The 14,455-nt window shown below is 40.7% G+C and carries 11 protein-coding genes and 3 pseudogenes; 5 read left to right on the forward strand and 9 right to left on the reverse strand.

The features are described from left to right. Nucleotides 1-82: 82 nt before the first annotated feature. Together myaer_RS08655 and myaer_RS08660 are read right to left on the reverse strand one after the other, a co-directional pair. Nucleotides 83-1,186: a T3SS effector HopA1 family protein gene (locus tag myaer_RS08655; protein ID WP_046661808.1), complete on the reverse strand. Its 1,104-nt coding sequence runs from the start codon at nt 1,184-1,186 to the stop codon at nt 83-85. A gap of 24 nt (nt 1,187-1,210) precedes the next feature. Continuing rightward, complete coding sequence (locus myaer_RS08660) at nt 1,211-2,380, reverse strand: phosphotransferase (protein WP_046661809.1); 1,170 nt, start codon at nt 2,378-2,380, stop codon at nt 1,211-1,213. A gap of 218 nt (nt 2,381-2,598) precedes the next feature. On the opposite strand from myaer_RS08660, the pseudogene myaer_RS08665 reads away from it, so the two are divergent. Beyond that, nucleotides 2,599-3,039 (forward strand): annotated as a pseudogene (locus tag myaer_RS08665) (alpha/beta fold hydrolase); the annotation flags it as partial. A 12-nt stretch (nt 3,040-3,051) separates the two neighbouring features. Here the strand turns inward: myaer_RS08665 and myaer_RS08670 are convergent. Continuing rightward, entirely contained in the window at nt 3,052-4,002 is a 951-nt protein-coding gene (locus myaer_RS08670; protein ID WP_046661810.1) for an undecaprenyl-diphosphate phosphatase, read from the reverse strand. Nucleotides 4,003-4,274: 272 nt separating this feature from the next. Here myaer_RS08670 and myaer_RS08675 point away from each other — a divergent pair, with 272 nt between their 5' ends. Then, nucleotides 4,275-5,006 (forward strand): glutathione peroxidase, encoded by a 732-nt coding sequence (locus myaer_RS08675; RefSeq protein ID WP_046661811.1) that lies wholly within the window; start codon nt 4,275-4,277, stop codon nt 5,004-5,006. 213 nt (nt 5,007-5,219) lie between these two features. Next, a complete protein-coding gene (gene dps / locus myaer_RS08680) occupies nt 5,220-5,753 on the forward strand; it encodes a DNA starvation/stationary phase protection protein Dps (protein WP_046661812.1) in 534 nt (177 codons plus the stop codon). A 43-nt stretch (nt 5,754-5,796) separates the two neighbouring features. Here dps and myaer_RS08685 read toward each other — a convergent pair whose 3' ends face one another. After that, nucleotides 5,797-7,080 carry a protein kinase domain-containing protein gene (locus myaer_RS08685; RefSeq protein ID WP_046663665.1) on the reverse strand — a complete coding sequence of 428 codons (1,284 nt, stop codon included), beginning with the start codon at nt 7,078-7,080 and terminating at the stop codon, nt 5,797-5,799. A gap of 194 nt (nt 7,081-7,274) precedes the next feature. Between myaer_RS08685 and myaer_RS08690 the strand changes: the two are divergent. Continuing rightward, nucleotides 7,275-7,553, forward strand: a pseudogene (locus myaer_RS08690) (transposase); the annotation flags it as partial. Between the two features lie 139 nt (nt 7,554-7,692). Here the strand turns inward: myaer_RS08690 and myaer_RS08695 are convergent. The 5 genes and pseudogenes from myaer_RS08695 to gatA form a co-directional block, all read right to left on the reverse strand. Continuing rightward, complete coding sequence (locus myaer_RS08695) at nt 7,693-7,878, reverse strand: hypothetical protein (protein WP_002731861.1); 186 nt, start codon at nt 7,876-7,878, stop codon at nt 7,693-7,695. A 269-nt stretch (nt 7,879-8,147) separates the two neighbouring features. Next, a pseudogene (locus tag myaer_RS22465) lies at nt 8,148-8,550 on the reverse strand (tail length tape measure protein); the annotation flags it as partial. Between the two features lie 368 nt (nt 8,551-8,918). Next, complete coding sequence (locus myaer_RS08705; RefSeq protein WP_046661813.1) at nt 8,919-10,736, reverse strand: protein kinase domain-containing protein; 1,818 nt, start codon at nt 10,734-10,736, stop codon at nt 8,919-8,921. A gap of 499 nt (nt 10,737-11,235) precedes the next feature. After that, a complete protein-coding gene (locus myaer_RS08710) occupies nt 11,236-12,018 on the reverse strand; it encodes an Rpn family recombination-promoting nuclease/putative transposase (protein WP_046661814.1) in 783 nt (260 codons plus the stop codon). 205 nt (nt 12,019-12,223) lie between these two features. Then, a complete protein-coding gene (gatA, locus tag myaer_RS08715) occupies nt 12,224-13,675 on the reverse strand; it encodes an Asp-tRNA(Asn)/Glu-tRNA(Gln) amidotransferase subunit GatA (RefSeq protein WP_046661815.1) in 1,452 nt (483 codons plus the stop codon). Nucleotides 13,676-14,071: 396 nt separating this feature from the next. Here gatA and myaer_RS08720 point away from each other — a divergent pair, with 396 nt between their 5' ends. Beyond that, the gene (locus myaer_RS08720; protein ID WP_002738764.1) at nt 14,072-14,434 is read left to right on the forward strand and encodes an ArsR/SmtB family transcription factor; all 363 of its coding nucleotides are present in this window, start codon (nt 14,072-14,074) and stop codon (nt 14,432-14,434) included. The last annotated feature ends 21 nt before the right edge of the window (nt 14,435-14,455 follow it).

Below are 14,455 nucleotides of genomic sequence, written 5' to 3' on the forward strand. Positions count from 1 at the left end.
AAGAAACCGGGGTTTTTTCTATGCTTTACCCAGAATAACTCAGGAAAATAGTAAAAACCCGGTTTCTGATTTTCTCTTAGCATCAGCTTGCCAACTCTAATCCCTGATAAACATCCTCAGAATCAGCATTCAAATAAGGACGCTGCCAATCAATCCCCAACCCAGAAAACTGCTCAGAAATAGCAGCAATCCGACCCGCCGCAGAATTGTCCTCCTGTTGCCAAGCCATCAACAACCCATTGGCTATAATCTGACAGCGATTCATCCCAAAACTTTCCTCACTGCCAAACTTTTTGTCCGGTTCCTCCGCTAACCCCAATCCCGGTGCTAACTCCAGAGTAAATAAAGGTATTTCAGGCTTAAAAACAGACTGATTCTGCTGATAAACATTAGCCACAACCTGCCTGACCAACTCATAATCTGTTTTGCCAAAATAAAGCACCCCAGCATCATACCGTTGATAATCAACCGGATTATACAAAGCCTTAAAACTAAAAGGAATGCCCCTCTCATTTAACCTTTCAGTCAACCCAGCCATCACAGCCACCGCACCTTCAGGAGTAACATTAAAATAGAGCCGCACCATCGCTTCCTCTCTCTGTAAACCGGCATTACCCACCGCCATATAAAAGCCATTTTGCACCAAATTCTTAGGCATCAAAATTGACACAACATCCCCCACAGCCGCCGCTTTTTCAGACTCTTGAAGATGCTTGTCCCGTTGGATATGCAGTCGCAAACCGCCCTTAGTCACAGCCAAACTGCCATCGGTTTCCTCTCTCAAAATTGACCAACCTGAATCAAAATATCCCTCCCCCTTGTTCGCTGCTTCCAACTGTAAATAAAAGTCCATAGCTACGCCAGCAAAACTATTATTCTCCAAATCTAATTGCTGACCCTTATTCTCAGAACCTAATGCTTGCGATGCCTGCATTGACCCATTATAATAAATGCCATAAAGAAAACTCCGCAACTGTAAGCTCATATATTTATCCTGTATTTCCTTCGGTAAAGCCTGAATCCTAGACAACATCTCAGCAGGCAGTTCCCAGGGTTGATAATCAGGATGACGAATCGAAAAATTAGCGGAAATTTCGACATTTTCAACAATATCTAACAAAACTTCCTTTAACCGACCTCTAACCTCAGGGGCTAAATGATGGAATTGAGAATTAAGTAATGACATAATTTTTCAAGATACTCAACGATATTAAACTTTGCCAACAACAGAAGAATTAATCTGATTTAACTGAGTAGCAGTAGCGCCAAAAATCGTGGGCATTGACGATTCAGGACGAGATAACAAAGCCTTGGCTACCTGAAGCATAGCAATCCCCGTATTATTAAAGGTTTTTTGATACTGAATCATTGCCAAAATCCCAATAATTAAAGAAAAACCAGCCAACTGTACCACTTGCTTTAAGAAATCAGGACGATATTCTAAGATTTCTGGGAAAGTTTCTAAATAAGCTAAAGTTAACCCACCGATAGATGGCTGCAGCAATTCTAGGGGAGTAGTGGCTAGTCGCAGAGACTCTTCAATACTGAGAGAATTACTAATCACCAAGCTACCCAACCAAATTTGTAGATAACTAGCGATTGCCATTCCCAAATCAAATGCTGGATCTCCCCAATCAGACCTTTCCCAATCAATCAACCGGATCGCATTTCCATTAATATCTTCCCAGTTTCGATTCAGAAGAATATTATTCAGCTTGATGTCATTGTGAGTCAGACAAATAGGAGAAATAGTTTCACTGGCTCGATGAACTGCTTCTCCTAAGCTATCATATCGTTGATAAAGTGCAAAAAATTTCAATCCATCCATCGGAGCCATACCAAAAATTTCAGGACCGATCCTTTCCAAACTCTCTAATAATAGCGGAGATACTTTCGGTTTTCCAGCAAACTCTTCTTTGACAAAAAATTCCCGATAAATACTCTGATTCCAGGTATCACGGTGAATTGTCGCCAAACAACTGCCGATTTGAGTAGCAACCTGAGCCGGAAAGAGATTCTCTTTAGAATAAAACTCTGCTAAATCCTGATAATTATCCAGATAAGTAGAAACTAAAATTGAGTTATCAGCATCGTGGAGCAGTAATTCTGGCAGAAAACTACGCCAATGGTCAATTTCAGGAAAGTTCTCTAGAAATTTGGGGATTCGCCATTCCCCAAAAAACTCACCCACCGTTTCCTTTTCTAAATTAATAAATTGTTCTTGTTTAACCAGTAACTTTCGCCCCTCTGGTAAAGTCACTAATAAGTTAAAATTTTTAGCCTGAATCTGCTCTACTCCCGGATTTTCTTGTGAGCGATCGCAGATTTTTTGGTCGATTAAATAGTCATAAACATTTTGAGAACTTAACACAAATTTCATAATTACAATTATTCTCAAATATCGCTGATCTGTTTTTATTGATTTTAATTATAATTGATGATAGCCTTATTGCCAAGCTATTCATCTGCATTAAAAAAACATAATTAACACAATTATGTCTAAACTTCAACTAATCGCGCCAGTCAACCTACCTGTTAGATTGGTTTAGGGCTAATTGCGATCGCTCCATAGACAAAGAAACCGGGTTTCTCCACAGGGACAAGGCGGCTTTTGCTGCCTTTCATAAATTCGGTAAGTATGTGGTACAGTTTCGTTATGATTGGTTTTTAAAAGTCCCTTTTGCCGATCGATTATTTATGGCGAGATTTTTGCATCGATCGATCCCAAAATCAGAAAGAATTGCTTTTTTAGAAGATTTTTTAGCGGCAGATTACGAGGCCGCCCTAGGCACAATTTATACATCTGTGAGTAAAAAAGCAGTGGAAATTATGCCGGGTAAATTTGCCGAGATTAAAATACCAACTCTTTTAGTATCAGGGGAAAAAGACATTATTATCCCTGCCAAAATGGGTAAAATGGCGGCGGATTTGAATAATAATATCCAGTATGTGGAGATGGCTAATACCGCTCACTTTCCCATGTTAGAAGATGCCCCTACTTATCTACAAAAATTGCGAGATTTTTTAGAAATTAATTAGAATGCCAAAAGGTCAGGAAAAACGCCCCAAGGCCACACCAATCAGGATAGTAACCCCGAAAAAGAGACGATACCAGACAAAAACCCAGGTACTCTGTTTTTTGAGATAATCTAATAACCAAGCGATCGAAAGATAGGAAAATAGCGCCGAGGAAATTACCCCAATAGCGAGGGGAATTAATTCACTGGTGTTAATCTGGTCGAGAACTCCTTTAAATTCCACTAAACCGGCTAAAGTTATCGCCGGAATCCCCAGCAGAAAGGAAAATCGCGCTGCTACGGCCCTTTCTAAACCCATGAATAACCCGGCAGTTAAGGTGGACCCAGAACGAGATACCCCCGGTATTAGGGCTAAAGCTTGGGCTAATCCCATTAAAACCCCATCTTTTTGTCGCAAAGTCTCGAAACTGCGTTTATGTTTCCCGATTTTTTCGGCCGTACCTAAGAGTAAAGACATGACTATAGAGGCACAGGCGATCGCAGTCATGCTTCTCAGGGGGGAATTATCTAAATCGGGAATGAAAAGTTTCATTAACAAACCGAAGAAAACGATCGGAATTGTGCCTAGGATAATCCCCAGGGCTAAACGAAAATCCTGGGAACGATAATCGGAACTAGCCACCGCTTTCACCATTCCCGTGGATATTTGCCTTAAATCCTGCCAAAAATAGGACAATACCGCCGCAATACTGCCCAATTGAATCACTGCCGTATAGGTGACACCGGGATCTCCCCAACCCAAAAAGACGGGAATCGCTTTTAGATGAGCGGTACTACTAATCGGCAAAAATTCCGTCACTCCCTGCACAAATCCCAAAAAAATCGCCTGTAACCAGTTAATTTTTGCCAGAGGTATGGCGCTAGTGGTTGATTGGGCAATGGCGGCGGGTGTAATCGCCAAAATCACCGTTATTATCGCTAGTCCTAGCCATTTATAGCTTTTTTTCAGCAAGGGAAACATCATTTTTCAGTAAAAAAAGGGGTTGGGTGTGGGGAGCTTTTTTCAGTTATCAGTAAACAGTAACCAGTAATCAGTGAAAAGACAACAGCAATTTCTCTTTTAGTAAACAATAAAAAGTAATCAGTGAAAAGAAGACTCCGGACTTGCCACTTAATACTATTCACCGATGGCTAATTTAAGTATAAATACTTGTTGACAACTCATAGTCGTTATGAGTACACTTAATTTAGACAAACTCGAAATGAGTACGACTTAGCAATTAGGAGTTGACGATTATGTTACCAAACCGAGAAGGACAGAGAGTTCCTGATGTCACCTTTCCCGTGCGTCAAAATAATCAATGGGTGAACATCACCAGCGAGGAATTATTCAAAGGAAAAACCGTTGTTCTTTTTGCCTTACCCGGGGCATTCACTCCCACCTGTTCCACCTCCCATTTACCCGGATATAACGAATTAGCCCCAGTTTTTCGGGAAAATGGCGTAGATACTATTGTTTGCTTGTCGGTGAATGATACCTTTGTCATGAACGAGTGGGCAAAAGACCAAGAATGTGATAATGTCGTCTTGATTCCCGACGGCAACGGCGAATTTAGCGCAGGAATGGGGATGTTAGTCGATAAAGCTGACTTAGGTTTCGGTAAACGTTCTTGGCGCTATTCGATGCTAGTCAAAGATGGTGTTATCGAGAAAATGTTCATCGAACCGGAAGAACCGGGAGATCCTTTCAAAGTCTCCGATGCAGAAACGATGTTACACTACATCAACCCAGAAGCCAAAAAACCGCCTTTAGTCTCTCTTTTCTCGAAAGTGGGCTGTCCCTACTGCCTCCGGGCTAAGAAAATGTTAGAAGAAAAAGGCCTACAATACGAAGAAATTATCCTCGGACGCGATGCCACCAGTCGTTCTCTGCGGGCCATGAGTGGTAATACCACCACCCCACAAGTCTTCATTGACGGCCAATTAATTGGCGGTTCGGAAGAATTAGCGGCTTATTTAGGAGCATAATTTGTCAGCTATCAGCTATCAGCCTCTGATTTTCCAATTAATTAGCCATTTTTCTAGTTATCCACACTACTATGCAGCTGAAGGCTGACGGGGATGTTAATCAATTCTGAAAGGGGATGTGTATAACTTGAGCTTAATTGTAGGATCAAAATCAGTCCCTTATGCACCCACAAGAATTATCGAGTATTTGTTAACTCATCAAGGAGAAAGATTATGGTAGCCACTCCAGTCAAAACCAAAACCACGGGACAATACTACTCCACCCGCATCGATTTAGCATTAGATATCCGCAAAGCTATTGTTGAAATCTTAAGCCAAACCCTTGCCGCTAGTTTAGACCTAAAAACTCAGGTTAAACAGGCCCACTGGAATGTAAAAGGTTTAAATTTCTACCAATTGCACAGCCTCTTTGACGAAATGGCCACGGAATTAGAAGGCTATGGGGACATGGTAGCAGAACGGATTACCGCTTTAGGTGGAACCGCTTTGGGAACAGCACGCATCGCCGCCGCTAACTCGATTCTGCCGGAATATCCGGCTGATATCGTCGATGGTAGTGAACATCTCGTTGCTTTAGCCGAACGTTATGCCTTATACGCTTCCCATCTTCGTTCTGCTATTGATAGCACTGGCAATCAAGGGGATGCCGACACAGCAGATCTCTATACGGAAATCTCCCGGGATATCGATAAACGTCTCTGGTTCCTAGAAGCGCATCTGATTAAATCGGAAGATGTTATCGGTTAATTTATAGATAAATTTGGGGTGTGTTAACGTAGCTTAATACACCTTAAATTCTCGTAATCGGTAAACGTAGCCAATCACTTAACTGCTGTGCCAACCAATCTAATTCGGCTTCGCTAACATCTTCACTGGCAGTGATAATATATTCTCGATGGTTGGCAACGAGAACCAGAGAAGGAGGAATAATATTAACATTTTCTCCCTGCATAGTGACAGTGACATTGCGACGAATGAGACTATAAATTTCCCAACTAGCGGCATCGGCAGTTAGTTTAAATTTCAGCCCCCAGAGTTTTTGATAGAGAGAAACTTTTTTGGGGGTAATTTTTAACTCTAGTTCCCCCTGCCAAAAAGATTTCCATAACTGCCAAGATAAACTAGAGGAGATTAAATTGAGCAGAAAAATTAGGATAATCGGGATTAAAAAAGCGACCAGTTTCAGATCATAAATACCGACTATAGTTAAGAGAATGATCGTAAAAAATAGGGATGGTAAAAACTGTCTTAACTGGGTTTTGAGATTGTTGAAAAACTTTTGTTTGGTTTTACTAGCTATTTTTATTTCTAGGAGATTATCTGTTTTATAAACAGTAACTTCGCTGCCGTAGGGTTTGGTCAGATTACCAATAGATACTAAGATCAATTGACAACTATATAAGCTGGCTAAAGCTTCTGTCACCGAACGAAAATGAGAGTCGGGGTGGGAGTTTGATAATCTTTTTAACCAATAGATGAAAAAAGCGCTTAGATTAGTTTTTTGCTCAAAGTTTTCGGGTATGTAACGATGCTTAATCCCCGTGGCTAAACTGATCAAAGTTTTGCCTATATCCTGTAAGTCGGTGGTGGGAGAATCGGAATCAAAGGCAAAATCAACTAGATAAAAACGATGGGACTGGGTATCCAAGAGGATATTACTAAGTTTAATATTGCCGTGGTTAATGGGGAAATCCTGCTGATGGAGATAGGAGAGAATCTCCAAAAGATATTTGGCAATTTGTTTGAGATCTTGTTCTGCTAATAAATAACTGGAGTTAAGATAGTTTTCTAAAGGCTGCGCCGATAAATAAGGTCGGACAATAGCGATGATTTGTTCCTGGGATGAATCTATCTCAAAGCTATCGAGGTATTTGGGGAGAGATGGGTGAGAGAGTTGTCGCAACAGGGCAATTTTACTGGTTATTTCTCCGATAAACTGATTTCCTTGCCCCCTAGGAACAGAAATAAGTTTAATGATAACTAACTGGGTGGTGTGTCTGTCCCTCGCTAAGATTGTTTTTTTTCCCAGTAACTGTTGGACTTGATAACGACTATGGAGAACTTGATCGAGCATGGGCGAGGATAGCATAAGTAGTACCTCTAGGATAGCTCACTCTGGAAACTCTATCCGCCATCTTTAGCATCCTTTTAATATTTTAACAATTGATTAAAAATTCCCGTCTTGCCTAGAAAGAATTGCTATAGTAGTCCTATTTAAGTTATACTTCGCACCTTCACAACTTAAACTTTTCCTTGTTAATATAGTTTCTCTATTTCCCGCCTTATTCGCCTAATCTTAATTTAATTGAAAGGCTGTGTAAATTCGTTAAAAATAAATGCTTATATGCCAAATATTATGAAAACTTTTCCGAGTTTTTTTCTGCTATTTATGGATGTCTGAATGATGCCTATTTGAAACATAAAAATGAACTGGATTCCTTGCTCACTCTAGGATTTCAGAAGTTTAATAAATCTCAGATTATGACCATCCAAAGCATAGACAACCAAAAAACTGGTGGTCTTATCTTTGCTGTCACGACAAGGTAAATGCCTACTGATGGACAGGAGACAATTCTTGCTCTTGCAGAAGCGGAGGCATCGAGATTAGTGACAGCCGCCGCAGAGGCAATTGTGGCACCTGTATTGCCTGTCCTTTGGCTCAAGCGACTATGCTAAAATCGGTCAACTAGAAATGACGAGAAACGATTTTTTCAATAGTCGCTTGGGTATCCTGCAGCAGTTTCTCGCGACTATCTCTAGTATTAGTCAGACTAGGCACGAGATTACGAGCTTGTAAAGCCATGTGAAGTTGTAGTTGAGCCACATACTCGCGGATATCTTCGCGGGTTTCCGATTGGTTAGGATGAAACATAGAGAAACTGGAAGGGTCTGTCTAGCTGATGGGGTCTTGTCGGTAACTCCTATACAAGTTATCACGAGAGCTTAGGTTCCCGTCAAGGGTTGGCTCAAACTCTACACATTTCTCAACACAACTTATAACAGTCATCTTAATGGTGAGGTATAAAGTTTTCGTTTTGGGGAGCCAGTCGCCAGTCGTCGATACCAAATTCTAGACTTCCCCGTTGACAAAAGGCCATAACCTGTGCTGTGTCAGGGATTAAGAGAATTTCCGCCGCCCCTTTACTGGCTACAAATCAGGGAACCCCCTAATAAATCTAACGCATGATTGTTGCAGTTCAGTCGGTCGAGTTATCTTAGAAAAACGATAACTTCCCTCCCCAATCGTACATTCTACTGTATTCAAGCAAATCGTCCCTAATTCCTCCAATAAACTCCGAAAACTATGCACAGGGAGGTTCTCTTGCTTCCGTTTTTTTCTCTCTTTAGACTGAGCGGATTGACTGGGATTCGCTTTAATCACATTTAGGGAACTCTCATCAATTTCTTCATCCTCAAATAATCAAGGATCTAAGGACTGTTTTAAATGCCATTCCACATAATAAGCCAACATACATAAAAAGATATGAGCCTTGACTCTATCTCCCTGATAATGATAGATAGGACGTACCTTTAAATCAATTGACGGGGATTTTTAACTGATTATTCTATCTAAACCTAATTTTTTAATCCTCCTCGGTAAGAATCTGGTCGAAGAACAGCAGCAGGAGAATTACGGTTAAGAACTTTTTCTATATACATGGCTATCATTTTAGCAAATGGAGAGAATTTTTGTCTATTAAGAAATATCACAATAAACATGGGACATTAAGAAAAGTCAATGGGTGTATCCATTGATGGATAAGGGGTTTCGTCTATTGTAATATATGTGTATGGGGGAAGTTCAGTTATAAATACTGTCTAAAGATGAAAATTTAACAGCAATGATTGTATCTATGGGTTTTATCTGAATTATTTTTCATTTTTTTGTTTCTACTTTGTGATTAATTCAACTTATCTACGAACTAAATTTTTAAGAGTTCTAGGGTTAGCTATTTTCCATGTTCCCTCGTCATTTTCAAGATTATAGCGAACTAATAAGGTACTTAAACCACTATTTTTTTGATCAATTTTACCCTGATTGTTATAGAGGGTTCTTTCTTCAGTAACCACCACATCCACTGTAGCTTGATCGCCAGAGGATGTAAAATTATTAACTGAATCTATTCTCTGAACTCCATAGATATAATAAGCACTATTATTAGCTAACCATTCGGAAGAACTTTCTTGACCATCAGAGCTTTTTATTTTGTCATTATAAGCTTTACCTGTAAGTAATTCTTCTCCTAAATAGGTTTGATAGGAAGGACCAAAAATATCTCTTTTTGCCTTTAACCAGCGCTCGATTAAATCCACCGCTTCTGAACGAGAAATAGAGTTAACTGTCTGTTGAGGAACAGGTGAATAGACGGTTTCAGGACTGGGAGAATAGACAGTTTCAGGACTAGGTGAGGTATCGATGACACCTTGGGTAATTTTAACTTGATTAAAGTATTTAATTAGTTGCCTTTGTAAATCTTGAGCGCGATTTAAGTCACTAAAAGTTGCTACCTGAATATTACCATCATTAACAAAAGCATCGCGACAAAAGTTATTTTTAACTCTCTCTAAACTATCCTCATCAGTTACTACAACTTTATAGTAAGTATCGGTGATATTCTCATCCCCACAGACAGATTTAGGAAACTCATTATTGATGGTAATATCTGAGTCTTGATTCTCTGGGGAAGGTGACGGAGAAATTGACTCATCTCCAGAAGAATTTGAGAGATAATAACTTAAGACAAAACCACCTAAAATGCCAGTACCGATCATACTCCCTATAATTATTGCTTTCACCCATTCAGGTAAAGTGCGGGGATTAGAAACAGGTTTTGAAGTTACAGGAGAAATTACCTGAGTAGGAGTGGGAGGAGTGGGGATAACGATATTTGTTGCTACAATTGATGGGGGAGTTTGTAGCACCTCCAACATCTCTTTTGCAGTTAAATAACGTTCGTTAGAGCGCGGTGAAATAGTTTTATCTAGCACGGCTGCTAAACTGATATTAGTATCTAAAGCGAACTGCCGCCAATAAATTTTTCCTGTCATCGGATCGCTCTCTAACATTTCAGGAGTTTTGCCAGTTAGTAGATAAATAGCCGTCAATCCTAAAGCGTAGAGATCACTACTATAAACCGGACGACCGATCGCTTGTTCTGATGGCATAAAACCTGGAGTACCGATAACAATAGAATTAAGAGAATGGCCCGAATTAGAAACCACTGTTCCCATAGTTTCTTTAACCGCACCGAAATCAATTAGGATCGGTAAATTATCATAAATCCGTAGAATGATATTATCGGGTTTTATATCTCGATGGATAATTTTTTGTCCGTGAACATAAATTAAAACCTGTAGAATACTAACTAAAATCTCTTTGACTTGATCATCGCTAAAAACTCCTTTACTCTGTATTCTTTGGCTGAGAGTTTCTCCCTCGATAAATTCCTCGACTAAATAAAATTGATTATTTTCCTCAAAATAAGCGTATAGTTTGGGAATTTGAGGACTATTTTCGCTCAATTTTTCCAGGATAGCGGCTTCTCGCTCAAACCTTTCTTTGACAAGATTGTGAACCTGGGGATTATCATTAATCGGTTTTAGCTGTTTAATCAGACAGAGACGTTTTGAAGGCATTTGGCTATCTTCTGCCAAAAAAGTCTCTCCGAAACCACCATCGGCAATTAATCGCAAGACTTTGTAACGATTTTGTAGAATTAAATCCGTCATGGGGAAATATTACTGTTTACTTAACAATCTCCACCGATAACTAATAACTGAGGTGATGGCAGGGCAAATCAGATAAAGAGGGTATTTAATTGACCATTTATGTGGATAATCTAAATCCATCTGAACCACAAATGTTGCATCCTGTAATAAAATTTAATATTTAGCAGTAGAAACATCCTATCGTGACAACATTTGTTAACATTTTATGACTTTATCTATCCAGTGTAAAAAGCTGATTTCTTGACACACATAAGCTAGAAGATAGCGCGTGATAAGCGATTGATAAAGCATAGATTTGAATGCCGATTTTCTTGAGATTTTTTGTGATTAGGACACTAGCAATAATCTAGGGTTCGTCCCAGGCACTTTTTGCTTTTTTTTGAAAACAGTTTAATCTTAATTGCGATGGGTTACGTTATGGTGACACATTTTACACTGTTGATTGATAGCGATCAACACTGGGAAACCATTATTAAAATGCGATCGCTTGGAACTTTTCCTATTCCCTTTGAGTTGCTTGTCTAACCTGTTCAATCTCTAATTCTAAAGCTTGTGCTATCTGTTCCAAGTTTAATCCTAAGACCAATAAACGAGGAATAGAGGCTAATTTTGCCGCTAATTCGCCTTCTTGTCGGCCTTCCTCTAAAGCTTCCTGATACACTTTAGTTTGTTTTAAATCACTTAAACTAAACATCGCTTCTATCTCCTTTCTACTGACTTGGGGTAACTTATAAACCAAAATTGTCTCTATCAATTCTAAAAGTTCTTGCTGTTGTTTGAACTTAGGGAATTCTTGTCTAATCCGTGGAATTAATTGTTTTCCTTGCTCGATCGCTCTGGCGGTTGGTGCTACAATTAATTGTAACATCGATATACCCAGGGATTCCCCTTCCCTTAATTCCTCGAGATAAAAACGTAAAATCCTGCCGGAGTTGATTAACTCCCCATAACGAGCAGTCTCTACGCTTTCCACTGAACGCCGAGGATAAATAACTACTCCCTGCCAGTTGTTGCTTAAGTCCGTTTGGTGGAGATAGAGGAAGATTTCACTGAAGAAACGGGAATAAAACCTATTATCTTTCTGAAATTGTACTTCTAGGAAATAAATAGGCTGATTGTTTGTATCAGGCAAAAAGACTCCATCGAGACGAAAGGACAATTGTTTAACTTCCACCGAGGAGAATTGATAAGAATTGGCGGTTTCGGGGGGAAGGTTCAACAAATCAAAGAAACAAGCGGGAAATCTTTGTAAGAGTTGATAGAAAATACTGTCAGTTTTCACGCAATTAAACTCAAAAAGAGGCCTCTAGTTTAGCAGAAGTTTTTTATTGTGTTCTTCAGGAAGCTCCTGTTTTTGAGCAATTGGGATGACGAAGTAAAAGCTTTTTCGGTAACTTATCCCCAATTAAAAGAAAGCTTGAGAAATTTTCATTGTTGCCGAGTTTTACTTGATGGCTACCGGCAAAAGATAGCCACCGGCAATTGTATCAATTTGTAAAAGATGGTTGACGTTTGTGCCAATCGGTGGCCTGTTCGTAGGCGTGGGCGACGTGAAATAATTGATCTTCGCGCAGCACATTACCGACTAATTGTAAACCGATCGGCAAACCTTGCCCATCAAAACCGCAGGGAAGACTTAACCCGGGTAAACCGGCTAAATTGACGGGAATAGTCATTAAATCCGATAAATACATACTCAGAGGGTCCGCCGTTTTTTCCCCAGCTTTAAAAGCTGTGGTCGGTGAAGTGGGAGAAACTAACACATCTACCGATTGAAAAGCTCGCTCAAAATCCTCTTTGATCAAAGTCCTGACTTTTTGTGCTTTCAGGTAATAAGCATCATAATAACCCGCCGAGAGGGTATAGGTTCCCAACATAATCCGGCGCTTAACTTCCGCACCAAAACCCTGAGCGCGAGTCTTAGTGTACATATCAATCAAACTATCGGCATCTTCCCGAATACCGTATTTAACCCCATCGTAGCGGGCTAAATTCGCCGATGCTTCCGAGGGGGCGATAATGTAGTAGGTGGGCAATCCGTAACGGAAACGGGGACAGGAAATCTCTTTAATTGTGGCACCGAGGGCCTTTAACTGTTCTAAAGCTTGATTAACTGCCTCAGCAACCACCTGATCCAAACCTTCCCCGAAAGTTTCCTTAATTACGCCAATTTTGAGCCCTTTTAAACTGGTTTTCAGGAATTGGCTATAGTCGGGAATCGGCAGATTGAGACTGGTAGAATCTTGGGGATCGTAACCTGCGATCGCTTGTAATAAAATCGCCGCATCTTCTACGGTACGACCAAAGGGACCGATCTGATCGAGAGAAGAAGCGTAAGCCACTAAACCAAAGCGAGAAACTAAGCCATAGGTCGGTTTTAGCCCGACAACGCCACAAAATGAAGCCGGTTGACGAATTGACCCCCCGGTATCCGATCCTAGGGCCACCACGCATTCTTGAGCGGCCACAGCCGCAGCCGAACCCCCCGAAGATCCCCCCGGCACCCGGGATAAGTCCCAAGGATTAGCAGTAACGTGATAACCGGAGTTTTCGGTGGAACTCCCCATGGCAAACTCGTCTAAATTGGTTTTACCGACGATAACTGCCCCTAAATCTCGTAATTTTTGGGTAACGGTGGACTCGTAGGGGGGGACAAAATTCTCTAAAATCCGGGAAGCGCAGGTGGTGGGGATACCCTTGGTGCAGAGATTATCTTTTAGTGCGATGGGAATACCTGCTAACAGATGCAGAGATTCACCTCTGGCGATTTTCTCGTCCACTTTTCGGGCTTGTGCGAGGGCTAAATCTGGGGTTAAATGGAGAAAGCTTTTTACTTGTGGTTCGAGCGCTTCAATACGAGCGAGAAATTCTGTGGCGATTTCGACGGCCGTTTTTTCTTTATTGACGAGTTGTTGATGCAGTTGACGAATCGAAGTCATGTTCAGTTACCGGTTACAACTACCGTCAGGAGCAAGCAACAACCCCAGACAGCAAAGACTATTTTAGCGTCAGTTTGGCTGTCGGTCAGCTAATCCCCTAAAATTAAGGGAATGCCTGGGAGGAAAACTAGAGTTATGACTTTTAATATCCGACAATTAGATAATTTAGACTACACACCTTGATCGAGTTTGGCTATCTCTATCAAGGTTATACCCTTACTACCATGACTAAGGCAGATGTGCAAATCTTCATGGAAAAGATTTTACCGCTCTCGATCGAGTTTGCCCACTAGACTCTAGTGACCTCTCCAGTTAAACTATAGTAGTCAATAGTTATAAAGTTTTAAACGATCACCTATTGTCAGCCTTTTTAACTGGTCACTTTATTACCTACCTATGTTAGACAGTTTCTCCCCCCAAACCTCTAGCGTCGTCCTCGCTTCGGTGGCGGACTATTTCAAAGTCCTGTCGGAAGTCAGTCGCCTACAGATTCTCAGTTGCTTGCAATTAGGCGCGATGAATGGTAAAGAAATCGCTGAAGCTACCGGACTAGGCCAAGCCAATCTCTCCAAACACCTGAAAGCTTTAACCCAAGCGGGAATTATCTCGCGGCAACCCCAAGGAGTCAGCGTTTACTATCAAATTACCGACCCTGTGATCTATGATCTCTGTCAGGTAGTTTGCGATCGCATTAGTCAGCAAATGCGTCAACGGGCCCGGGAATTCGAGAGTCTGCCGGCTTTCCATCTCCCTAAATAAAAATTACCAAACCCTTGACAT

Origin of the sequence: Microcystis aeruginosa NIES-2549 (assembly GCF_000981785.2) — a bacterium.
Classification (GTDB): domain Bacteria; phylum Cyanobacteriota; class Cyanobacteriia; order Cyanobacteriales; family Microcystaceae; genus Microcystis; species Microcystis aeruginosa_C.

Coding starts and splice junctions, on each gene's coding strand:
- myaer_RS08655 (WP_046661808.1), bottom strand. CDS start 1,186: ATGTCATTACTTAATTCTCAATTCCATCATTTAGCCCCTGAGGTTAGA.
- myaer_RS08660 (WP_046661809.1), bottom strand. CDS start 2,380: ATGAAATTTGTGTTAAGTTCTCAAAATGTTTATGACTATTTAATCGAC.
- myaer_RS08670 (WP_046661810.1), bottom strand. CDS start 4,002: ATGATGTTTCCCTTGCTGAAAAAAAGCTATAAATGGCTAGGACTAGCG.
- myaer_RS08675 (WP_046661811.1), top strand. CDS start 4,275: ATGTTACCAAACCGAGAAGGACAGAGAGTTCCTGATGTCACCTTTCCC.
- dps (WP_046661812.1), top strand. CDS start 5,220: ATGGTAGCCACTCCAGTCAAAACCAAAACCACGGGACAATACTACTCC.
- myaer_RS08685 (WP_046663665.1), bottom strand. CDS start 7,080: ATGCTCGATCAAGTTCTCCATAGTCGTTATCAAGTCCAACAGTTACTG.
- myaer_RS08695 (WP_002731861.1), bottom strand. CDS start 7,878: ATGTTTCATCCTAACCAATCGGAAACCCGCGAAGATATCCGCGAGTAT.
- myaer_RS08705 (WP_046661813.1), bottom strand. CDS start 10,736: ATGACGGATTTAATTCTACAAAATCGTTACAAAGTCTTGCGATTAATT.
- gatA (WP_046661815.1), bottom strand. CDS start 13,675: ATGACTTCGATTCGTCAACTGCATCAACAACTCGTCAATAAAGAAAAA.
- myaer_RS08720 (WP_002738764.1), top strand. CDS start 14,072: ATGTTAGACAGTTTCTCCCCCCAAACCTCTAGCGTCGTCCTCGCTTCG.